A 20,774-nucleotide genomic window follows, 5' to 3' on the forward strand; every position below is an offset into this window, starting at 1 on the left:
ACCCCTACGCCGATGCGGCGAGGGCCGGCTGCAGCACGTCGCGCAGGAAGCGGCCGGTGTGGCTGCCCTCGACGCGGGCGATCTGCTCGGGTGTGCCCTCCGCCAACACGGTGCCGCCGCCGGCGCCGCCCTCGGGCCCCAGGTCGATCACCCAGTCCGCGGACTTGATCACGTCGAGGTTGTGCTCGATCACGAGCACGCTGTTGCCCTTGTCGACGAGGCCGTTCAGCACCAGCAGCAGCTTGTGCACGTCCTCGAAGTGCAGGCCGGTCGTCGGCTCGTCGAGTACGTAGACCGTGCGGCCGTTGGAGCGGCGCTGCAGCTCGGTGGCGAGCTTGACGCGCTGGGCCTCGCCGCCCGACAGGGTGGTCGCGCTCTGGCCGAGCCGCACATAGCCGAGGCCCACGTCGACCAGGGTCTTCAGGAACCGGTGGATCGCCGAGATCGGTTCGAAGAACTGCGCCGCCTCCGCGATCGGCATGTCGAGCACCTCGGCGATGTTCCTGCTCTTGTAATGCACGGTCAGCGTGTCGCGGTTGTAGCGAGCGCCGTGACACACCTCGCAGACGACGTAGACGTCGGGCAGGAAGTTCATCTCGATCTTTATCGTCCCGTCGCCCTGGCAGTGCTCGCAGCGCCCGCCCTTGACGTTGAAGCTGAAGCGGCCCGGCAGGTAGCCGCGCATCTTCGCCTCCGCCGTCTCGCTGAACAGGGTGCGGATGCGGTCGAAGACGCCGGTGTAGGTGGCCGGGTTGGACCGAGGTGTGCGGCCGATCGGCCCCTGGTCGACGTGCACGACCTTGTCGAGGTGCTCGAGCCCGGTGACCCGCCGGTGTCGGCCGGGCACCTTGCGCGCCCCGTTCAGGCGGTTCGCCAGCACCCGGTAGAGCACGTCGTTGACCAGCGAGCTCTTGCCGGAGCCGCTGACGCCGGTGACCGCGGTCAGCACGCCGAGCGGGAACGAGGCGGTGACGTTGCGCAGGTTGTTGGCCTGCGCGCCGACGACCTGCAGCTGGCGCGACGGGTCGACGGGGCGGCGCTCGCGGGGTACCTCGATCGCACGGCGTCCCGCCAGGTAGTCGCCGGTGACCGACGACTCGTCCGCGACCAGCGAGGCATAGTCGCCGGAGTGCACGACGCGACCGCCGTTGACTCCGGCACCGGGCCCGATGTCGACGATCCAGTCCGCGGCGCGGATGGTGTCCTCGTCGTGCTCGACCACGATCAGGGTGTTGCCGAGGTCGCGCAGCTTCAGCAGCGTGTCGATCAGCCGCCGGTTGTCGCGCTGATGCAGGCCGATGGACGGCTCGTCGAGCACGTACAGCACCCCGGTGAGGCCGGAGCCGATCTGCGTGGCGAGCCGGATGCGCTGCGCCTCGCCGCCGGACAGCGTTCCCGCCGCGCGCGACAGTGAGAGGTACGTGAGTCCCACCTCGGTGAGGAACTCCAGCCGCGCCTGGATCTCGCGCAGGATCTGCGCCGCGATCTTGGCCTGCCGGGGCGTCAGCTGCACCGTGTGCATGAACTCGGCGGCCTGGGCCAGCGAGAGCGCTGCGATGTCGGCGATGCTGCTGCCGCCGACGAGCACCGCGAGCACTTCGGGCTTCAGCCGCTTGCCCCCGCACACGGGACAGGGCACCTCGCGCAGATATTCGGCCCAGCGCGCCCGCTGCACATCGGTCTCGGCCTGCAGCCAATTGCGCTCGAGGTACGGAATGACGCCCTCGAAGCCCTGCGTGTAGGACATCTCGCGGCCGTAGCGGTTCTTCCACTTGACCCGCACCTCGAAGTCGTTGCCGTGCAGCACGGCCTGCTGCACCTCGTCCGGCAGCGCCTCCCAGGCGGAGTCGAGAGAGAAGTCCAGGTCGCGCGCCAGCGCGTTCAGCATGCGCTCGTAGTACGTGAACAGCTGCTTGCCCTGATTGCTCCACGGGATGATGACGCCCTCGCGGATGGAGAGCGACGGGTCGCCGAGCAGCAGGTCGGCGTCGACCGACATCTTCGTGCCGATGCCGGAGCACTCCGGGCACGCGCCGAACGGGGCGTTGAACGAGAAGGTGCGCGGCTCGATCTCGGCCAGCTGCAGCGGATGGTTGTTCGGGCAGGAGAGCTTCTCGGAGAACCCGCGCCAGGCCTCGGGCCCCGTGAGATCGACGAAGTTGACCTGCACCTGGCCGTCGGTGAGCGACAGCGCAGTCTCCACGGAGTCGGTCAGCCGGGTGAGCAGGTCGGGTGCCGCGACGAGACGGTCGACGACCACGGCGATGTCGTGCTTGTACGACTTCTTCAGCGTGGGCGGCGACGCGAGCTGCACGGTCTCACCGTCGACGACCGCCCGCGAGTAGCCCTTGGCCGACAACTCCTTGAAGAGGTCGACGAACTCGCCCTTCTTCTGCTGGACGACCGGGCTGACGATCTGGTACCGGGTGCCGGCCGGCAGCTCCATCAGCTGATCGGCGATCTGCTGCACCGTCTGGCTGGCGATCACCTGGCCGCAGACCGGGCAGTGCGGCACACCGATGCGGGCCCACAGCAGTCGCATGTAGTCCCAGATCTCGGTGATCGTGCCGACCGTGGACCGAGGATTGCGGTTGGTCGACTTCTGGTCGATGGACACCGCCGGCGACAGGCCCTCGATGAAGTCGACGTCGGGCCGGTCGACCTGGCCGAGGAACTGGCGCGCGTACGCGGACAGTGACTCCACGTAGCGGCGCTGCCCCTCCGCGAAGATCGTGTCGAAGGCGAGCGAGGACTTGCCGCTGCCCGAAAGCCCCGTGAACACGACCATGGAATCGCGCGGAATGTCGATGGAGACGTCCTGCAGGTTGTGCACCCGCGCGCCCCGGACACTGAGCGTCGGCGCGTTCCCCACCCGTGTGATCGGCACCGGAAGATTCTACGGACGGCCCTCCGACAGCCGGTGCGTGGCCGCTACCCGTGAGCCCCGCCGAGGGTGCGATCGGTTCGGGGTGTGACGACACGCTGCAGGCGGCTACAGTCCGGGCGATGACGAGGCAGAGCACATTCGACACAGGGCGTGTCGCGCCGACCTCCCGACATCCGGTCACGATCCGATTACGCTCCGAGGTCTGGACAAGCCACCGTCGTCCCCGCATCGGGACGCGCGGCGAACCGAGCAGATGACCCGCGGGGTGGGTCGCACGGCGGGAGCAGCAATGACCTTGATGAGTGACCGGATGCTGCAGGTTAGTGACGTCGGCGAGGCGACCGCTCCCGTCGCGCCCGAGGGCACCGCCGTCGATGAGATGACGGCGGTCGACCTCTCCACTCCGTCGAACGGCACCGAGGCGGCGCCCGGCGCCGCCGTCGCCGGTCGGGCCGCGACGGACACCGTCTCGCCGCTGCAGTGGCTCTCCGGCGCCGGCGCCACCCGGCCGATCGCCGACGCGCTCGGCGTCGCCGCGGTCGCGGTGGCCATCGCGAGCCCGTCTGCACGCGCCCTGCCGCTGGTCCTGGCCGGCGTCGCGGTCGTCCTGCCGCTGCTCGGCCCCGCGACCCTGCGCGAACTGGTGCACCTGCGCGGGGCGCCGGGCACGCAGACCGTCGGCCGCACCTCGCTGGTGCTGCTCAGCCTGCTCTTCGTGACGACGCGAAGCTGGCCGCTGTGGGTGGCGACGGCGTTGATCGCCGCCGCCGTGCTCGTGGAGCCGTTCGTCAACCGGCTTGCGCGAACAGCGATCCCCTATGCCGCGAACGTGCCCGGCATCCGGGTGCGCAACCGCGCGCTGCTGGCGGAGGAACGCATGTTCGTGATCAACCTGACTGCGCCGATCGCGCTGCTGGCCCTCGTCTCGGTCGGTGTCGGGGCCGGTTGGTTGCTGATCCCGGCGATCGCGGCGGCGGCTGCCACGACCCTGGCGGCGATCGACGCGGCGCTGCGCATCCACGCCCGGCGCAAAGCCGAACTGCTGCTCGGCACGGCGCTCGCGGAGTGCGGTCCGCGATTCGCCCTGCACTGGGACGCCCCTCCGGGCACCGACTACCAGGTGACGATGTGGCTGCCGTTCCTGGAGCGCATCGGTGAACCGTTCATGATCGTGGTGCGCAACCCGCGTACCTTCGCCGAGATCACCGCGCTGACCGATGCGCCGGTTCTGGTGCGGCGCGATCCTCGCGACCTCGACCTGATCGTCGTGCCGTCGCTCACCACGGTCTTCTACGTGAACAACGCGGCCCGGAACACGCACTTCGTGCGCTTCCCGGGTCTGGCGCATGTGCAGTTGAACCATGGCGAGAGCGACAAGGCGCCGAGCTACAGCCCGGTGTTCCGAATGTACGACCGCGACTTCGTGGCCGGTCAGGCGGCGATCGACCGCTTCGCCCGCAACGGCGTCGACGTGTCGCCGGATCTGTTCACCGTCGTGGGCCGGCCGCAGGTGGAGTCGGTCGACATCCGCACGACCACGAGTCTCGAGCCGACGGCGCTCTATGCGCCCACCTGGGGAGGCGCGAACACCGACTCCGACTACTGCTCGCTGCCGATCGGCGTCGCCGTCGTCACCGCCCTGATCGAGCGCGGGTACACGGTGGTCTACCGCCCGCACCCGTACACGCGGCGGAACCGCGAGCACGCTCGCGAGTCGGATCGCATCGCGGCCCTGCTCGCTGCCGACGTCAAGGAGTCGGGGCGCGCGCACCGGTACGGGGCGGCGGCCAGCCGGACGATGAGCCTGACCGACTGCTTCAACGCCGCGGACATCCTCATCTCCGACGTGTCGAGCGTCGTCCCGGACTTCCTGTACTCCGAGAAGCCGTTCGCGATCGCGGCGATGCAGGGCGAATCCCGCGACGAGTTCGCCCGGGACTTTCCCGTCGCCGAAGCGGGGTACGTGATCGACCAGTTCGCCACGAACCTGGACGAGGTGCTGGATGCGATCACGGGACGCGACCCGTTGGCCGCGCGGCGGACGGAACTGAAGTCCTACTTCCTCGGCGACTTCGATCCGCAGCACTACGCCGACGTGTTCCTGACCGAGGCACGCGGCATCGTCCAGCGAACGCGGGTGCCCGCCGGCGCCTGAGCGCGCCGCCCCACCCCGCCCCTCCTGTGCAACTATGGGACTGCTGTGCAGAACCCTGCGCGGACGCCGGTCCACTGGCCGGCTTGCAGGAGCGAGCCGGGCGGGCGGTCAGACGCCGGTTGCGCCGGCGGCGAGCAGGCGACCGCGCAACTCGTCGCGCTCGGCGGTGAGGGCGGCGCAGACGCTGACGAAGCGTTCGGTGACGCGGTCGGGCCAGTACGGCGACAGGTAGTACGCGACAAGATCGCGCCGCACGTCGAGCCCGGCGTCCGAGTCCAGTTCCGCTCGCAGCAGCGCGGCGACCCGCGGCACGTCGGCCGCCGAGAGCCGGGTCACGGCGCCGAGCATGCCGGAGTCCGCGGACACCGCCTGCTCCCCCGCCGGCTCGGTGACCACCAACGGCTTCAGGGACGGCAACCACGCCGTCGCCACCGCGGACACGTCGCAGATCAGCAGTCCGGCCCGCTCGAAGGAGGCGTCGAGGCTCTCGTCGTCCGGGAGGACCACCCGGTGGCCCGCCGCCGGATCCTCGGCCGCCGCGTGGGCGATGCGTGCGGTGATACCCGCGTCGGCGCCGGCGTAGGCGGCGGAGGAGACGCCGATGAGCGGGTGCGGTCGGTAGACGACGCGGAACCGATCGTCGGCGAGCAGGGCATCCACGAGGGCCTCACCGTGGCTCAGTACCGAGCTGTACGCGACCGACGGCTGCGCACCCTCCCAGGTCGGCGCGTACAGCACCGTCGTCCGGGGGTCCGCGGCACCGCCACCGGTCGCGCCGACGTCCGCCGACGACGGGGCGGTCGTGCGCGGCGCGGCCAGCATGAGGGGTTGCCCGACGACGATGCAGCGGGCGTCGGCATCGAATCGCATCAGTCGTCGCGCGGCACGATCGACCGCGGCCTGCCCGGGTGCGAGCACGACGTCGTAGGCCTTCAGCTGGTTGGAGGCGGAGACGCCCTTGTCGCTGTCACCGTGCCCGATGTAGGCGTGCAGCAGGGACGAGAAGCGGAGCGCCTCGAAGTTGCGCGCGACGTGACTGACGTAGAGCGCCAGCTTCACGTCGCTGCGCGCGAGGACGCCGTCGAGGGTGCCGTACCGGGCGACGGTCAGGACCGGGATCGGACTGTGGTCACGCAGGTGCCGGGCGACCCGTGAGTCCTGGCACACGATGACCACCCGCAGCGCGGCGTGCAGGGCCTCGAAGGTGGGCAGCCAGGGATCGATCTGGTAGAGCGTGTCGATGGCGCCGGGGAAGTAGACCATCACCGCAGCATCGGTGCTGGCTCCGCCCAGCCGGTCGTCGTCGCCCAACCGATCGACCACGGTGCGCGGAAACAGGCGCGACCCGCGCACCGACCGCAGCACCCGGGTCTGCGTGCGCCGCCGCAGTTCGAGGAGCAGTCGGCGCACGGCCCTACGGTACTGATGCAGGCCCGGAGAAGCGGCCCGGCCCGCCTACGGAACCAGGTGGCCGGCCTTGCTCATCTGACGGAGCTCGCCTTTCAGTTCGGATACCTCGTCGCGCAGGCGTGCGGCGAGTTCGAACTTGAGCTCGTTCGCGGCCTGCAGCATCTGCTGGTTCAGGTCGGCGATCAGCGATTCGAGCTCGGTCGCTCCCGCGCCGGCCAGGCCCTCGCGGCGCAGCGGAACGGGCGACTGCTTGCCGCGATCGCGTCCGGCGAGCATCTGGGCGGTGTCGGCCGCCTCGCGGGCCAGCACGTCGGTGATGTCCGCGATGCGCTTGCGCAGCGGGGTGGGATCGATGCCGTGCTCGGTGTTGTAGGCGACCTGCTTCTCGCGTCGCCGGTTGGTCTCGTCGATCGCGTTGTGCATCGAGGGGGTGATCACATCGGCGTACATGTGCACCTGGCCGGAGACGTTGCGCGCGGCGCGGCCGATGGTCTGCACCAACGAGGTGGAGGAGCGCAGGAAGCCCTCCTTGTCGGCGTCGAGGATCGCCACGAGCGATACTTCGGGCAGGTCGAGCCCCTCGCGCAGCAGGTTGATGCCGATGAGCACGTCGTACACGCCCTGGCGCAGCTCGGTGAGCAGCTCCACGCGGCGCAACGTGTCGACGTCGGAGTGCAGATACCGCACGCGCACCCCGGCCTCGGCCAGGTAGTCGGTCAGGTCCTCGGCGCTCTTCTTGGTGAGCGTCGTGACCAGCACACGCTCGTTCCGCTCGGATCGCTGCCGGATCTGCTCCAGCAGGTCGTCGACGCGGCCCTTGGACGGCTTGACGACGATCTCGGGATCGATCAGCCCGGTGGGCCGGATGATCTGCTCGACGACACCGTCCGCCATGCCCAGCTCGTAGCGTCCCGGGGTGGCCGACAGGTAGACGGTCTGGCCGACGCGGGCTGAGAACTCGTCCCAGGTGAGCGGCCGGTTGTCCATGGCGGACGGCAGCCGGAAGCCGTGCTCGACGAGGACCCGCTTGCGGGACGCATCGCCCTCGTACATCGCACCGATCTGCGGCACGGTGACGTGCGACTCGTCGATGACGGTCAGGAAGTCCTCGGGGAAGAAGTCGAGCAGGCAGTGCGGCGGGTCGCCCGGCATGCGGCCGTCGATGTGGCGGGAGTAGTTCTCGATGCCGGAGCAGAAGCCGATCTGCTCCATCATCTCCAGGTCGAACGAGGTGCGCATGCGCAGGCGCTGCTCCTCGAGCAGCTTGTTGTCGCGCTTCAGTTCGCCGAGCCGGTCGTGCAGCTCCGTCTGGATGGTGCCGATCGCGCGCTGCATCGTGGCCGGGCTGGCCGCGTAGTGGGTGGCCGGGAAGATGGACACGGCGTCGAGCTGCTTGATCACCTCGCCGGTGAGCGGGTGCAGCGAGTAGAGCGCCTCGATCTCGTCGCCGAACATCTCGACGCGCACGGCGTGCTCCTCGTACATCGGGATGATCTCGATGGTGTCGCCGCGCACGCGGAAGCGGCCGCGCGACAAGTCGACGTCGTTGCGCTGGTACTGCATGGCGATGAACCCGCGCACCAGGGCGTCGCGGTGGATCTTCTGGCCGACCTGCAGGGCGACCATCGCCTCCAGGTACTCCTCCGCGGCGCCCAGACCGTAGATGCACGAGACCGTGGACACCACGATCACGTCGCGCCGGCTGAGCAGGGAGTTGGTGGTGGAGTGCCGCAGCCGCTCGACCTCGGAGTTGATGGACGAGTCCTTCTCGATGAAGGTATCCGTCTGCGGCACGTAGGCCTCGGGCTGGTAGTAGTCGTAGTACGAGACGAAGTACTCGACGGCGTTGTCGGGCATCAGCTCGCGGAACTCGTTGACCAGCTGCGCAGCGAGGGTCTTGTTGTGCGCCAGCACGAGCGTGGGCCGCTGGACCGCCTCGATCAGCCAGGCGGTGGTGGCCGACTTGCCGGTGCCGGTGGCGCCGAGCAGCACGATGTCGGGCTCGCCTGCCCGGACGCGCTGAGACAACTGTGCGATGGCGGTGGGCTGATCACCGCTGGGGGTGTACTCGCTGATCACCCGGAACGGCCGGACCGCACGTGTGGGCTGCATGCGATAAGGGTAGGCGGGGGGTACGACACCGCCTGCCCGATCAGCGGTGGGCGAAAACGACCGGCGTCGTTGAACAAGGACGTCCTGACCCAGGCCGAGGTCCTCGTCGCGCTGGGAATGACGGGACCGCGGGACGTCGCTGCGATCGACGAATGGGTGCGACTTCATGCTGATGAGGCCGAGGCGCGGCAGGTGAAGCAGACCCTCGCCGCCCTCCCGGTCGGCACGGCGTGGGTGTGGTCGCCGGAGTGGCTCGGCGTGCTCCGCCAGGTCGCCATCCGTCGACGTCGCACCTTCGACTCTTCCGCGACCCCGAAGGTCGGTCAGGTTGTGCTTACCCCTGTGCAGCGCCCGTCGCTGGACCTCTCCGCTCTCGCCGCCCTTATCGAGGAGACCGACGACAGCCAGGAAATTGATGCACGAGCAGCGCAGCGTCGATTGGAGGCCGAACGCACCGCACATGCCGCGACTCGCCTGCAGTTGCAGCGCGCGGCAGCCGACCTCGCCGACGCTCGGCAGCAACTTCTCGAGCCGCGAGCACCGGCATGGCTCGAGCCCGAGCTGCTCCGACTCCTCGACCGCGTCCACGCCGCCGAGACCCCGCTGCGCGCGGGAAGTCTCGAGCCGCGATCCGAGCCCGTGGTCGTCGCGCCGCCCACCGTCGCGGCTCGCCCCGCGTCGGACGTCGAGGGCGGGATGCGGCTGCCGAAGGCGCAGCGGGCGATCCTCAGCGTGTTGGCCCAGCACGGCACACAGACGGTGCAGCAAGTGGCGCTGCTGGTGGGCTACGACGCGTCCGGCGGCGGGTTCAACAACGCGCTCGGCGCGCTCCGCACCGCCGCGTGTGTCACCGGACCCAAGACCGCCCTGCAGATCACCGAGACGGGTAGAACTGCACTCGGACCGATCGAGTCTCTTCCGAGCGGGCCGGCATTGATTGATTACTGGACCGGCCGAGTCGGCAAAGCGGAGCGCCTGATACTCACCGCGCTGATCGACTCCTGGCCCGACGCCCTCGACCGTCACCACCTCGCCGCCGCGACCGGATATGCCGCAACTAGCGGCGGGTTCAACAACGCGCTTGGTCGTCTCCGCTCCCTCGAGCTCATCAGCGGCGACCGCACCGGCCGGATGGCAGACCCATCACTCGGGTCGGCGCGAGACCAAGCCGCGCAGCACGCCTAGTCCAAAGCCCTGGTGTGCTGACGGCGGAGGATCCGCCGGGTGACCGCGATCACTGACGGCAGCACCCCGTCACGATGCTTGCACCGAAAGGCAAAGGAAATTGACTGCGCCTGTCACTGCTCCAAACCGGCACCTCTCCGGCCGCCGCTGATCAGCAGTTGGCACGAAAGGTACTCGCTGCGTGCGGCGGGCCCGGTGCCTCTCGCGACTAATCTAGCGGCGACACGGACGTATGAGAGACTGCGCATGCGTCAGAGTCGGATGGCTGCACTAGGCCCGTCTGTTAGTGACCAAGCGATGGCAGTCAGGCCGGTTCCATCACGCTGCGATGGAACCACCATCTCGAAGTCCGCACTGCTGCCCGGAGCTAAAGACTCCGACGTCTGGCAGTTTAGGACAGTCGCCAATTGACTCTCACTGGAAGTGTAGTGAAGCGATTGCTCGATGGTGGGGCAATGGTCAAATGTGAACGACGCGGTAGACTGGTTAGAAAGTCTCACGATGTAGTGGAACTCATCTCCCTGCACCGGCTCGGCAGGAATGACGATAGCGGCTCGCAGTGAGCTCAATTGTCCTGTCCCGTCGTCCTGCGGTGATGTGCTCGTCACGGGCACAGCTTGTAGTTCCCCACACTTTTGAATTGCGCTTGGTACCACGGTGGTCGCGGAGAGGCCCGTACCGTCATCAGTACGAAGATCGCCCGAGACATCTTTAGAAGCTTCCACAATCGTGCCGTCGCACACCGCCGGAGTCGAATATGCAATTGTGGTGCTGGAGTTTGCCGGCACGACGACCGACGCTGCATCGTCGGTTGTAACTAGTTCGGCGCGAGCCCCGGAGCTCAGGGTCACGGAAGACGTGTCGAAGGTGCAAGCTGCATCCGAAGAGTTTTCGACCTTGACCGGAACCTGCACTCGCTGCATCGCTCCGCCGACGTCTCCAGCAGAGATTTGTACGTCTGCCGATGTGCAGTCCTTTGGGGCATCCACAGAGGCTGCCGGGTACGCCTTCCATGCCGCGTGGTGAGGAGAGACTTTTTGGAGCGAAGTCCGGGCCGAGTCAAGTTGAGCAGAGTGCTGAAAGGAGTTAAGTCCAATCACGATACCCATTGCGAGGACCGCGACAGGCAAGGCAATGAGCAGCTGTGTGCGGTCTCGGCGTGTCTGAAACGTAGCCATCTTCAAAGTCTTTCTCAGCGGTCAGGGGACGTTGTTGGTCAAAATAGGGGCGTCGACAGCGTCGGGGTCGTACTGCACGGACGTATTTACGCCGCTTGGTTGAGCTGTCCTATTCTGGTCGTACTGATGCAGACGCTGGTCGTGGGTCCACTCTGTCGTTCGAGTTCCACTGGTGTCGACGGCATCTGGCGCCGCAGAATTTTTACCGTTATAGTCCGCAATCCAGACAGCGTCCGGCGGGTTATCGATACCCGCGAAAGGAATGCCGCCCGGCTGCGTCGCATTAATGTAAAGGCCTGCCTTGTGACCTTTTGCGTGTAGCTCATGAACGTATCCGTTGACAAAGGCTTTTGGCGCCGCAGTGCATGAGCTCGAGTTGCTGAAAGGCTCCAGGTCGATGTATGCGAGTTTTGCGCCAGTGAAGCCGTCACTGGTTTCAGTGTCGATTACGTGATCTGCTATGGTCACGCCCTGATCGTACGCGGTCGATGTAGAAGAGGACATCGGATCGCTCTGCCCAGAGCATGGAGCCTGCAAACTGTCATAAACTGGAACAACGCCCCAGTTGTGGTTGAGGTTAGAGAAAAAGGACTTGTTTGGGTGATAGCACGGTCCGTGAGTGCCGCCCATGTATAGGCCTAGATTGTAGTCATTGGTCGCGGCGTACCATTGATTTCATGTGGTACTGCTGTACGAACCGCAAGCATCAATGCCATGTCCTGTACTGACCACTGCGCTCGCAGCTGCTGTAGGCGCGTGCGTACCTGGGATACCTACGAGCAGCGCACCTGCGAGGGCACCTGCGGCGATCGCACTCAGGATCACTCGGTGGCCCGCGCGAGGAGCTTCACGTCTCATGGATAGAAGGTACGAACGCAGTCTGCGACGTGCAAGACCCTGACGTGAAAATACTGATGAACCGGGTACTTCTCGCGTGCCGCGGCAGGCCATGCGCTTGGCATCCAGCGGTACCGGTCGTGAGGGCGTGTTGCGGCGTCGTCCGCAGAGGAAGCAGCCTTTTTCTCGCCGCCGAGAAGGTCAACCGCTGCGCCACGGCTCAGCTCCGCCTCGAGGGCACGATGGTGGCTGAGATCGTCAATGGCGAAGACCCCGCGGAAGGTCCTATACCGGCACCGTCTGCCACGACCGCTGGCGCTGGCGCCGGCGCCGGTCACCGCAGCGGGCGTGGTGCCGCAGCAGTATCCCTGACGGACTATGCCGCGCGGCGATTGGTCTGGTCTCGCAGTTGCGCGGTGACCTGCTGCAGGTGCTCGAAGGTCGCGACCGGCAGCTGAGCGGGGACCCCGGCCGCGGCGAGGACCTCGTTGGCCGTCGACGCCAGCAGCCGGGCACGATCGGCCATCCCCGACACCCGGTTCAGCCGCCACGCCGCCTGAGGCGGCATGGCGGCCAGCTCGCGCAGCTCCCGCGCGCGCTGCCGGACGGCATGGGGGCGCCAGTTGCCGAGCATGCTGTCGACCCCCTCCGGACAGCAGCTGGCAAGCGGGTCGCAAACCAGGGAGCCCTGCAGAAACGTGTTGGACAGCAGCGCCTGCCCGGTCTTGCGCTGCACACTGCGGCCGAACTGGGTGAAGTAGGTGTACGCCTGCTGAGTCGGCGTGCCTCGCCGGTCCTGAGGTCGGTGCGAGGCGGCGAACTGGCGGTAGTTCAGCGTTTCACGAGATCCCATACCCGTCTCGTAGCCGGTTGCGCCCGCGGCGCACTGCGCGAGCCCGTACAGGCCTGAGCGCCAGCCGATGACCGGGGTCTGGTCGGCCGCGTGCTTGGTGGCGGTCAACAGGTAGGACAGCGAGGCAAGGCTGGAGTGGGCGGGATCGTTCCAGGAGAACGAGAGCGCGACCGCTTCGGTCTGCAAGGCGCGGGTCGCCGCAAGTTGCCGATCGAGACCGGCACGCCAGGAGCGCTGCGGCCCGTAGCCGGGCAGACCGATCGCCAGCACCGGAATCACGGGTAGCCCGATGGACTCCCGGTTCAGGAACTCGGCGGTACGGCCGAGCAGCTCGATGTTCGCCAACGCCCAAGCATCCTCGGGCCGCTCAGAGTAGAGGTAGGGCGGAATTAGGTGGGTGGCGCCGTGCTCCCGCTGGAAGTTGATCGTCTCCTCCACCAGCCCGTCGATCACGCGCGGCTGACGAAGGTCCGCCGGCGTGAGTGCCGCCGCGGTCGCGAAGGGGAGCCGGGCCCAGCTGTCGGAGAGGGGCTGCTCGCTCTGCAGCAGCGGCGTGAGCGGGTCGATGAGGTAGGTCGCGCCCGCCGCTGCGGTGATCCGGGTCAGCGCCTTCATCCGTTCCCGCGCGACCTGCGCGTCAGCGACGACGGCGCCTACCGGACCCGGACCGACTCGACTTAGCCCAGCCCCCTCGGGGGCGAGCAGCTGCTCGACCACCAGATGGTCCTGGCGTCCCACGCGTACCAGCAGATCCATTGCGACCTCCTCGCTCGCCGCGCACCGTAGCACGCATCGCGCTACGCATCCACCTATGCATTGCAGCATGTGCTCAGCGCGCGTATGGTGGACTGCGGTCGACCGCGATTTGCTCAGGCACAGCAGTCGTCGATCGCCAGGAGGAACAGATGCCCACCACTGCCGCCCGAGCAGTCGACCCCGAGGGGCGCAACGACGCACGCCCGGAACGGGGTGCTGCGCTGCTCTACACGCGTGTGGTCGAGGAAGCCCGCCGCGTGCTCACCGCTCAAGAACTCGCCGAGGTCACCGGCGTCAAGCTCCGAGCCGTCCAGAACTGGGCCAGCGGCAACGCCCGGCCCGAAGGCATCCAACGCAGCCGGCTACTGGAGACCCAGTACGTCATCGAACAACTCGGAGACGTCTACGACACCGAGGGCATCGAGATCTGGATGCACCGCCCCAACCGACGCCTCGAGCATCGCCGGCCCGTCGACGCCCTCCGCCAGGGCGACTTCGAAAACGTGCTCCGACTCGTCGACGACCTGGCCGGCGGGCCAAGGAGATAGCCCATGGCCGACCCGGAGCGGACGCTCACCGAACGAGTGGCATCCATCGCACCCGTCCAAGTCCGTGACGTCTACTTCCGGCACGCGGCACCCAACCGCGACGCGTTCGCTGGCGGAGGCGGTGGCCGCTGGGCCCGCCACTTCCCCGTCATCTACCTCGGGCAACCCACCGACAGCGTCGTGATCGAGGCCTACCGACACCTTGTGGACGACCAGGGCGTGCCGGCCGAGAACATCCGGCCCCGGGTGCTCTATACCGTCCCGGTCGAGGTTGAGCGGATCCTGGATCTCACCGTGTTCGCGAACCGCGATGCCGTTGGGCTCACCAGCGCGGACCTGACCAGTGACGTCGACGACTACGACGCCTGCCAGCTCGTCGCCGCGGCCGCGCACCAGCTGCGCTGGCACGGGGTCCTCGCCCCCGCCGCGGAAGGGACCGGGACCACCCTGGCCCTATTCCGCGACCGCCTCTCCGTCGTCGAGCTGCCCAAGCCGACTAGCCAACGGATCTGGCAGCGGCTACCGAAGGACCCCCGTCGCCTGCATCTCGTTCAGGACCCCGAGGAGCAGTCCCGCGGCGCCTGAGCGGCTTGTCGAGGTACAGGCGCCGCTACAAAACGCCGAGCCGGGGGAAAATCGAAGGACGAGCTGTCTGACAACCCACGCCCGCGCGAAGAGCAAGGCCAAGCGGTCCGAGACACAGTCGAGAGACACATGCGTGCGGCGTAGCGACTGCCATCCACATTCCGCCGTGCTGTGTGCCGCATCTCATTGGTTGTGAGATAGTTAAGGGGCAAGACCTAGCCATCGGTCGTCGCCTCGACCTTTGGGTGCACTCTTCCGCCCTGTCAGAGGGGGATCCCTAGAAGCGCCCCCACGACACGGCCACCACTATTAGCGTTCATCATCGATATGTCATCCCGAACCGCGGTTGTCACGGTCACAATAGAGCCATCATCTGCTGTCCAAATTTCTAATGAGCGCACCTCAGTTTTTTCGATGCCGATCCACGGGCCATCGTATTGTTGAATTGCCGTGGGCCTTCTACAACGAACGCTCCTGAGCTATAGTTGGGCGGAGGCAGCAATGACGCTGTGCCATCTCGCGCGCACTCGAAAGTAAGGAGTCAACGATGACTGCAATTGGTAGGTACCTGACAGAGGACGGCAGCGTCCTACTCGTCGAGCTAGATAGCACTGACGATGCGGCACTGCCGACCGCAGTATTTCCGGTTGATTCATCAGGAACTGACTTCACGTCATACTTTGTTGGGCCGCGTGGCGGAGCAACTTCTGAACCAGTGTCCGGCGGCGGGAATCCCGACCCAGCCTTCGGGAAATTCGAGGACGCCCTCCAGTCAATCGCGCACCTGACCACGAAAGCTCGCCAGGTCCTCACGCCAGACGAGGTCGCAGTGCAACTATCTTTCAAGCTTTCCGGGACCGTTGGATGGTTTGTGGCAAAGTCTTCCGCCGAGGGCGCCGTCCAGTTGACCGTTACTTGGAAGAGTCCTGCGGCGCCATTACCCGCCAAAGACTAGTTCTGGGCAGTTTTTGTCGCGTCGCCTCAGGTTAGTCGCTTCTGCCGCCGTAACGACAATCACGAGGTCTGGACGGTGCAATCGCGCCGGGGCCTCAGAATCCCTAAGTGAAGCCGAGGGAGGATAAGTAGCTGAACTGCTTCGGCGGGGCGGAAGAAACCTGAACTTGTCATGCGTCCGTTCGGACCGACCAGGTCACCTCGAGGTTAGTGGCATGCGACCGATCAAGGGCGGCTTTCGGGTGGCTTGGGGGAGCGGACGCGGGGATCAAGTCGAAGTCGGGAGGCGGGCTGGGTGAGGAGCCCTTCCGCCTCCTCGGCGAACGCCTCGACGTCGTCGATGGACTTCGCCCAGACGACCCATCGCAGATAGGCGATGTCGTCGACGCGGCGGAGGCAGTCCAGGACCCCGGCGGCGAGCTGGCCGCCGGTGACGGTCTTCTGCCCGTTCAAACCCCACAGCACCCACTCGGTCGTAAGGAGACTCTGCTCCTCTCGCCGGGCCCGACCGGAAAAAGCCCGCTCGACGCTGCGCACCAGCCGGTCGTGCACGAACGGCGCCTTGGTGCCTCGGCCGGCATGCCTATCGACCTGCTGGACCACCCAGTCCGGGCGCGGTGCATCGACGCCGAGAGGATGCCAGACGGCCTCCTCCGCCTCACGCCGTATCGGGTGAACGCGGGAAATCCGGAAACGTTCCTGCAGCCAATCGAGTACCGCGTCGGCGCTGTCCCAACCGGGTCGGTCGTGATCGAGGCGCCCTCTGGTAGCAAGGGCGAAGAGCACACAGGCGATCGGATCGCGCAGCCGTAGCTGTTCCTCGGCCTGCTCCGCGATGAAGCGGTCTCGGATCCAGGTCAGGGCTCCGCGATGCGCTGCGGTCTCCTCCGCCGTCAGCGGCTGCGCGATTTCGGGTAGCCGTCGCTCGAGCTCCGCGATCGTTGCGCTCTCCACTTCGCGGAGGGTCGCAGTAGGAAGGCGGCCGAGGGTGTACCGCTCGAGGTCACGGCCCAGTCGCGCTCGATCGAAAAGGGCTTCAGCCAGCCGATCGTCGCTGAACCTGACCGCGACCCGCTCGACGCTCTCGCGCGGCGGCGTCTCCAGAGTAGTGAAGCGGTGGTTCGGGTGCACCGTGCACAAGCGCGTCCGCGAGACGGCGTGACCCCCATCAACTTCTCGGGTTCGCACGACGGTGGTGTTCTCCCCGCATCGCACACACAGCATCGGGACTCCTCTGTCCGGCGTAGGCCCCAATTCTGCCGTGCTTCTTAGCCGGCAGCGCTACTCGTGCAGTCGCTATGGCATGGGCGGTGCCATCTGCCGGAGAAGCGGTCGGGCTCTTGCCTGCGCGAGGTGTATCTGTCCGGGTAGAGCTTGCGCCAGGTGCGTCTGTCGGTCATCCTCGACCTCCCAGCATCGCGCGGGCCATCCACCCCTGAACTACGCGAAGTCCTCCGTCTCACCGAAGAGAAGAAGGTCACGATGTCAACCATCGCCACTCCCCATCCGCCTGATCGGACCCGAACGCGACGCCCCCGCCGCGACAGTGGTGTGATCGCCATCATCGCCGCGCTGATCACAGCCGGCGGCGTCATCGCCGCCGCCTGGATCGGCGCGACACGGGACGCCTCCGCGACCGGACCGTCTCGCTCGTCTTCCAGCCCAGCCTCGTCTTCCAGCCCAGCGATCGCGCTGCCTGCAGCAGTGGTGGTCGACCCGGAGGAGGGCTCGGTCATCAGTGACTGGCCGACGAAGTCGCTCGTGCGCGGCACCCTCGACCGAGCGTTGGAACCCGGTCACACCCTCTGGTTCGCCACCAAAGCGAACGAGGAGCAGGGTTCCCACCCGGCCCGGCAGCCTTGCCAGGTCGTGGGGCTGACCTTCACCTGCTCGGTGCTGTACCTCGGCCGTCAGGACGAGCACGGCAAAGCCTTTCGCCTGGAACTCTGGGATGCCGACGCGACCGCGACCGGTCAGCTGCGGACCTACGCCGGCCGCGCTGCGGACGCTGCGGGGCCGGCGGCGAACCGCCGACCCCACAGGCCGTGTTGTGCAGTGAGCGAGAGACCGATCAGGCCTTCGCGTCGCTCGCGACGAACCCGTCGCCGTTCACGTTGACACCGTTCGGGAAGAACCCGCCCTTGCTGACGGACGGCTTCGTGGTGTTCAGGTAGACGATGTTCAGCACGGCACCCGGGGTGCGGCTGAACGCGATGCTGTCCTTGTCGGTCGGCTGGATGTTGGTCGCTTTGCCGATGCGGATGCTCTGGTCGTTCGCCGTGTTGTCGTCCAGCAGGTCGCGGGCGTCCGACAGCTTCTTCACGACGTCGAACAAGCCGTCGTTGTCCTCGGCCGCGCGGAACAGCGAACTGCGGATCTGCCCCGCGTGGTAGGCCTCGACCGCGAGGATGCCGGCGGCGGCCTCCAGGTAGCCCTTGTTCGAGATCAGCGGAGCGGCGCCCTTGTACGCGGTCACCCCGACGTCCTCGAACAGGAAGGCGCCGAGCAGGAAGTTCGTCTCGTTCGCGAACGGGTCGAACGTGCCCGTCGGGCCGACCACACCGGCGGCGCGAGCGGCCCCGGTGAAGGCGTCCGTGAAGTTGATCGTCGGACGGGTGACCGCCGCGGACGCGAGGTTGGTGCGCAGGAAGTTGACGTGCTGGTGCTCGTCGTGCGCGATCTCGTGGGCGAACCGGTAGATGGTGCTGCCCTTCTTCCAGGGCACCCGGTGGCCGCCGATGACGCCGCCGAACTTGCCGACGCCGGCCAGGTCGGCCTTCGCCAGACCCTTGCCGTTCACGGCGTGCAGATAGAACTCCGCTTCGAGGTACTCGAGGTTGAGTGCGAAGTTCAGGATGGCGCCGTCGTCGACGGTCGCGGCATCGGCCGCTGAACCACCGACCATTGTTGCCGCGGCCGCACCGGCGCCCGCCAGGCCGACCATGGCGAACAGCTTGCGCCGGTCGACCTCGGTCGTCGCGCTGCGGCGAACCGCATCGGCGATGAATTTCTTCTCGTACAAAACAGGTTCTCCTGCCATCAAGCGGTCGGACGTGGGGAGAGCCTTCGGGCCGACACCGTCGTCCACGCGATCGATTCGCCGCGGTGATCAGAAGCTATGTTCTGCGCCGCCGCTGCCGTCGTTGCGACACGCCGCGACATTCGAGTAGGGGTTGAACCTCACCCGCTCGGGTCAGTCCGTCGCCGGTCGGACGGCGAGCCGGGCCGCCAGCGCGTCGGTCTGCGCGAGCGTGTGCTCGATGGAGCCGCCCGTGTCGATCAGGTCGGTGGCGAAGGCACGCCGCTCGTCGTCGTCGAGTTGCGCCCGCACGCGGGCCTGCGCATCGTCGCGGGTCATCCCCCGCAGCGCGACGAGTCGTTCGATGCGGAGCGCCGCGGGCGCGTCGGCGACCACCACACGATCGAACTCCCCCACGCCACGGGCGTCGATCAGAGGCACGTCGTAGACCACCATCGCGGCCGGATCCGCGGACAGCGCCTGCGCGAAGCGCTGCTGCGACGCCTGGATGACAGCGGGGTGGACGATGCCGTTCAAACGCTCACGAGCAGCCGGATCGGCGAACACGACGCGGCCGAGCGCCGCCCTGTCGAGCGTGCCGTCGGCGGCGAACACCTGCGGCCCGAACGTCTCGCGGACCGCCGCGAGCCCCGGCGACCCGGCCGCCACCGCCTCGCGAGCCAACAGATCCGCGTCGACGACGACGGCCCCGGCCTGCGCGAGCCGTGCCGCGACGGTCGACTTGCCGGAGGCGATCCCCCCGGTCACGGCGATCAGCGGCATGCCCGCGCAACCGGTCCGCTCAGCGGCTGGTGAGCCGCTCGCGCAGGGCGGCCAGCGACTCGTCGTCGGCGAGGGTGCCCGCCGAGGCCGACTCCGCGTCGGCCGCGAAGGTGCCGGTGCCGGCCGCGACCGCGTCGTCGGTCTGCTGCTTGAGGATCTGCGCCTTGTGCGCCTCCCAGCGCGCCTGGGCCGCCGCGTACTCCTGCTCCCACTTGTCGCGCTGCTCCTCGAAGCCCTCGCGCCACTCGTTGGTCTCGGGGTCGAACCCGTCGGGGTACTTGTAGTTCCCCTGGTCGTCGTACTCGGTGATCATGCCGTACAGCGCGGGGTCGAACTCAGTGCCCTCGGGGTCGACTCCCTCGTTGGCCTGCTTGAGCGACAGCGAGATACGGCGGCGCTCCAGGTCGATGTCGATGATCTTGACGAAGACCTCCTCGCCCACCGAGACGACCTGCTCGGCCAACTCGACGTGGCGGCTGGAGAGCTCCGAGATGTGCACGAGACCCTCGATGCCGTCGGCGACGCGCACGAACGCACCGAACGGCACCAGCTTGGTGACCTTGCCCGGCGCGACCTGCCCGATGGCGTGGGTGCGGGCGAAGATCTGCCACGGGTCTTCCTGCGTCGCCTTCAGGGACAAGGAGACGCGCTCGCGGTCCAGGTCGACCTCGAGCACCTCGACGGTGACCTCCTGGCCGACCTCGACGACCTCGCTGGCGTGCTCGATGTGCTTCCAGCTGAGTTCGGAGACGTGCACCAGCCCGTCCACGCCGCCCAGGTCGACGAAGGCGCCGAAGTTGACGATGGAGGAGACCTGGCCCTTGCGGACCTGACCCTTGTGCAGGTTGTTGAGGAACGTGGTGCGGCTCTCGGACTGCGTCTGCTCGAGCAGCGCGCGGCGGGACAGCACGACGTTGTTGCGGTTCTTGTCGAGCTCGAGGATCTTGGCCTCGATGCTCTGCCCCAGGTACGGGGTCAGGTCGCGGACGCGACGCAGTTCGATCAGCGAGGCGGGCAGGAAGCCGCGCAGACCGATGTCGACGATCAGGCCGCCCTTGACGACTTCGATGACGGTGCCGGTGACGACGCCGTCCTCCTCCTTGATGCGCTCCACGTCGCCCCACGCGCGCTCGTACTGCGCGCGCTTCTTGGAGAGGATCAGCCGCCCCTCCTTGTCCTCCTTCTGCAGGACCAGGGCTTCGACCGTGTCGCCGACGGCGACGACCTCGTTGGGGTCGACGTCGTGCTTGATGGACAGCTCGCGCGAGGGGATGACGCCCTCGGTCTTGTAACCGACGTCGAGGAGCACCTCGTCGCGGTCGATCTTGACGACCTGACCCTCGATGAGGTCGCCGTCGTTGAAGAACTTGAGGGTCTTCTCGACCGCGGCCAGGAAGTCTTCTGCGGATCCGATGTCGTTGATCGCGATCTGCTTGGGGGCCGAGGCGGTCGGTGTCAATGTCATGGAGGAGATGAGACGGTTTCTGCTCAGGCCGTTCCGTGAGCGCTGAA

General features: G+C 67.4%; 16 protein-coding genes. 6 read left to right on the forward strand and 10 right to left on the reverse strand.

The features are described from left to right. Nucleotides 1-4: 4 nt before the first annotated feature. Complete coding sequence (uvrA, locus tag ACFE7H_RS05390) at nt 5-2,887, reverse strand: excinuclease ABC subunit UvrA (RefSeq protein WP_375400196.1); 2,883 nt, start codon at nt 2,885-2,887, stop codon at nt 5-7. A gap of 289 nt (nt 2,888-3,176) precedes the next feature. On the opposite strand from uvrA, the gene ACFE7H_RS05395 reads away from it, so the two are divergent. Next, nucleotides 3,177-5,042, forward strand: coding sequence for a CDP-glycerol glycerophosphotransferase family protein (locus ACFE7H_RS05395; RefSeq protein ID WP_375400197.1), 1,866 nt, complete (start codon nt 3,177-3,179; stop codon nt 5,040-5,042). Between the two features lie 108 nt (nt 5,043-5,150). Here ACFE7H_RS05395 and ACFE7H_RS05400 read toward each other — a convergent pair whose 3' ends face one another. After that, complete coding sequence (locus ACFE7H_RS05400) at nt 5,151-6,452, reverse strand: glycosyl transferase (protein ID WP_375400198.1); 1,302 nt, start codon at nt 6,450-6,452, stop codon at nt 5,151-5,153. Nucleotides 6,453-6,497: 45 nt separating this feature from the next. After that, nucleotides 6,498-8,564, reverse strand: coding sequence for an excinuclease ABC subunit UvrB (uvrB, locus tag ACFE7H_RS05405; RefSeq protein WP_375400199.1), 2,067 nt, complete (start codon nt 8,562-8,564; stop codon nt 6,498-6,500). A 69-nt stretch (nt 8,565-8,633) separates the two neighbouring features. On the opposite strand from uvrB, the gene ACFE7H_RS05410 reads away from it, so the two are divergent. Continuing rightward, nucleotides 8,634-9,749 (forward strand): hypothetical protein, encoded by a 1,116-nt coding sequence (locus ACFE7H_RS05410; RefSeq protein WP_375400200.1) that lies wholly within the window; start codon nt 8,634-8,636, stop codon nt 9,747-9,749. 251 nt (nt 9,750-10,000) lie between these two features. Here ACFE7H_RS05410 and ACFE7H_RS05415 read toward each other — a convergent pair whose 3' ends face one another. The 3 genes from ACFE7H_RS05415 to ACFE7H_RS05425 form a co-directional block, all read right to left on the reverse strand. Beyond that, the gene (locus ACFE7H_RS05415) at nt 10,001-10,927 is read right to left on the reverse strand and encodes a hypothetical protein (RefSeq protein ID WP_375400201.1); all 927 of its coding nucleotides are present in this window, start codon (nt 10,925-10,927) and stop codon (nt 10,001-10,003) included. Nucleotides 10,928-10,948: 21 nt separating this feature from the next. Continuing rightward, a complete protein-coding gene (locus ACFE7H_RS05420; protein ID WP_375400202.1) occupies nt 10,949-11,557 on the reverse strand; it encodes a glycoside hydrolase domain-containing protein in 609 nt (202 codons plus the stop codon). Nucleotides 11,558-12,140: 583 nt separating this feature from the next. Beyond that, nucleotides 12,141-13,373, reverse strand: a complete 1,233-nt coding sequence (locus tag ACFE7H_RS05425; RefSeq protein WP_375400203.1) for a hypothetical protein — start codon at nt 13,371-13,373, stop codon at nt 12,141-12,143. Between the two features lie 149 nt (nt 13,374-13,522). Between ACFE7H_RS05425 and ACFE7H_RS05430 the strand changes: the two genes are divergently transcribed. The 3 genes from ACFE7H_RS05430 (at nt 13,523) to ACFE7H_RS05440 (ending at nt 15,461) form a co-directional block, all read left to right on the forward strand. Then, nucleotides 13,523-13,921 (forward strand): antitoxin Xre/MbcA/ParS toxin-binding domain-containing protein, encoded by a 399-nt coding sequence (locus ACFE7H_RS05430; protein ID WP_375400204.1) that lies wholly within the window; start codon nt 13,523-13,525, stop codon nt 13,919-13,921. 3 nt (nt 13,922-13,924) lie between these two features. Beyond that, the gene (locus ACFE7H_RS05435) at nt 13,925-14,506 is read left to right on the forward strand and encodes an RES family NAD+ phosphorylase (protein WP_375400205.1); all 582 of its coding nucleotides are present in this window, start codon (nt 13,925-13,927) and stop codon (nt 14,504-14,506) included. A 547-nt stretch (nt 14,507-15,053) separates the two neighbouring features. Further along, nucleotides 15,054-15,461: a CU044_2847 family protein gene (locus ACFE7H_RS05440; RefSeq protein ID WP_375400206.1), complete on the forward strand. Its 408-nt coding sequence runs from the start codon at nt 15,054-15,056 to the stop codon at nt 15,459-15,461. 224 nt (nt 15,462-15,685) lie between these two features. Here ACFE7H_RS05440 and ACFE7H_RS05445 read toward each other — a convergent pair whose 3' ends face one another. Beyond that, entirely contained in the window at nt 15,686-16,414 is a 729-nt protein-coding gene (locus tag ACFE7H_RS05445) for a hypothetical protein (protein ID WP_375400207.1), read from the reverse strand. Between the two features lie 597 nt (nt 16,415-17,011). Here ACFE7H_RS05445 and ACFE7H_RS05450 point away from each other — a divergent pair. Continuing rightward, nucleotides 17,012-17,578 carry a hypothetical protein gene (locus ACFE7H_RS05450; protein WP_375400208.1) on the forward strand — a complete coding sequence of 189 codons (567 nt, stop codon included), beginning with the start codon at nt 17,012-17,014 and terminating at the stop codon, nt 17,576-17,578. Here ACFE7H_RS05450 and ACFE7H_RS05455 read toward each other — a convergent pair. From ACFE7H_RS05455 to rpsA, 3 genes are all read right to left on the reverse strand, one after another. Continuing rightward, nucleotides 17,532-18,500, reverse strand: a complete 969-nt coding sequence (locus tag ACFE7H_RS05455; RefSeq protein WP_375400209.1) for a ferritin-like domain-containing protein — start codon at nt 18,498-18,500, stop codon at nt 17,532-17,534. The two genes, ACFE7H_RS05450 and ACFE7H_RS05455, sit on opposite strands and share 47 nt — an antisense overlap. A gap of 153 nt (nt 18,501-18,653) precedes the next feature. After that, on the reverse strand, nt 18,654-19,262 hold the full coding sequence (coaE, locus tag ACFE7H_RS05460) for a dephospho-CoA kinase (RefSeq protein ID WP_375400210.1): 609 nt from the start codon (nt 19,260-19,262) through the stop codon (nt 18,654-18,656). Nucleotides 19,263-19,281: 19 nt separating this feature from the next. Then, nucleotides 19,282-20,727 (reverse strand): 30S ribosomal protein S1, encoded by a 1,446-nt coding sequence (gene rpsA / locus ACFE7H_RS05465; protein ID WP_375400211.1) that lies wholly within the window; start codon nt 20,725-20,727, stop codon nt 19,282-19,284. Nucleotides 20,728-20,774 lie beyond the last annotated feature (47 nt).

The organism is uncultured Amnibacterium sp., from assembly GCF_964250715.1.
In the GTDB taxonomy this organism is placed as follows: Bacteria; Actinomycetota; Actinomycetes; order Actinomycetales; family Microbacteriaceae; genus Amnibacterium.

Excerpts from the sequence above, each read along its gene's own strand:
- ACFE7H_RS05395 (WP_375400197.1), top strand. The coding sequence starts at position 3,177 with ATGACCTTGATGAGTGACCGGATGCTGCAGGTTAGTGACGTCGGCGAG.
- uvrB (WP_375400199.1), bottom strand. The coding sequence starts at position 8,564 with ATGCAGCCCACACGTGCGGTCCGGCCGTTCCGGGTGATCAGCGAGTAC.
- ACFE7H_RS05415 (WP_375400201.1), bottom strand. The coding sequence starts at position 10,927 with ATGGCTACGTTTCAGACACGCCGAGACCGCACACAGCTGCTCATTGCC.
- ACFE7H_RS05420 (WP_375400202.1), bottom strand. The coding sequence starts at position 11,557 with ATGGGCGGCACTCACGGACCGTGCTATCACCCAAACAAGTCCTTTTTC.
- ACFE7H_RS05425 (WP_375400203.1), bottom strand. The coding sequence starts at position 13,373 with ATGGATCTGCTGGTACGCGTGGGACGCCAGGACCATCTGGTGGTCGAG.
- ACFE7H_RS05430 (WP_375400204.1), top strand. The coding sequence starts at position 13,523 with ATGCCCACCACTGCCGCCCGAGCAGTCGACCCCGAGGGGCGCAACGAC.
- ACFE7H_RS05435 (WP_375400205.1), top strand. The coding sequence starts at position 13,925 with ATGGCCGACCCGGAGCGGACGCTCACCGAACGAGTGGCATCCATCGCA.
- ACFE7H_RS05440 (WP_375400206.1), top strand. The coding sequence starts at position 15,054 with ATGACTGCAATTGGTAGGTACCTGACAGAGGACGGCAGCGTCCTACTC.
- ACFE7H_RS05455 (WP_375400209.1), bottom strand. The coding sequence starts at position 18,500 with ATGGCAGGAGAACCTGTTTTGTACGAGAAGAAATTCATCGCCGATGCG.
- coaE (WP_375400210.1), bottom strand. The coding sequence starts at position 19,262 with ATGCCGCTGATCGCCGTGACCGGGGGGATCGCCTCCGGCAAGTCGACC.
- rpsA (WP_375400211.1), bottom strand. The coding sequence starts at position 20,727 with ATGACATTGACACCGACCGCCTCGGCCCCCAAGCAGATCGCGATCAAC.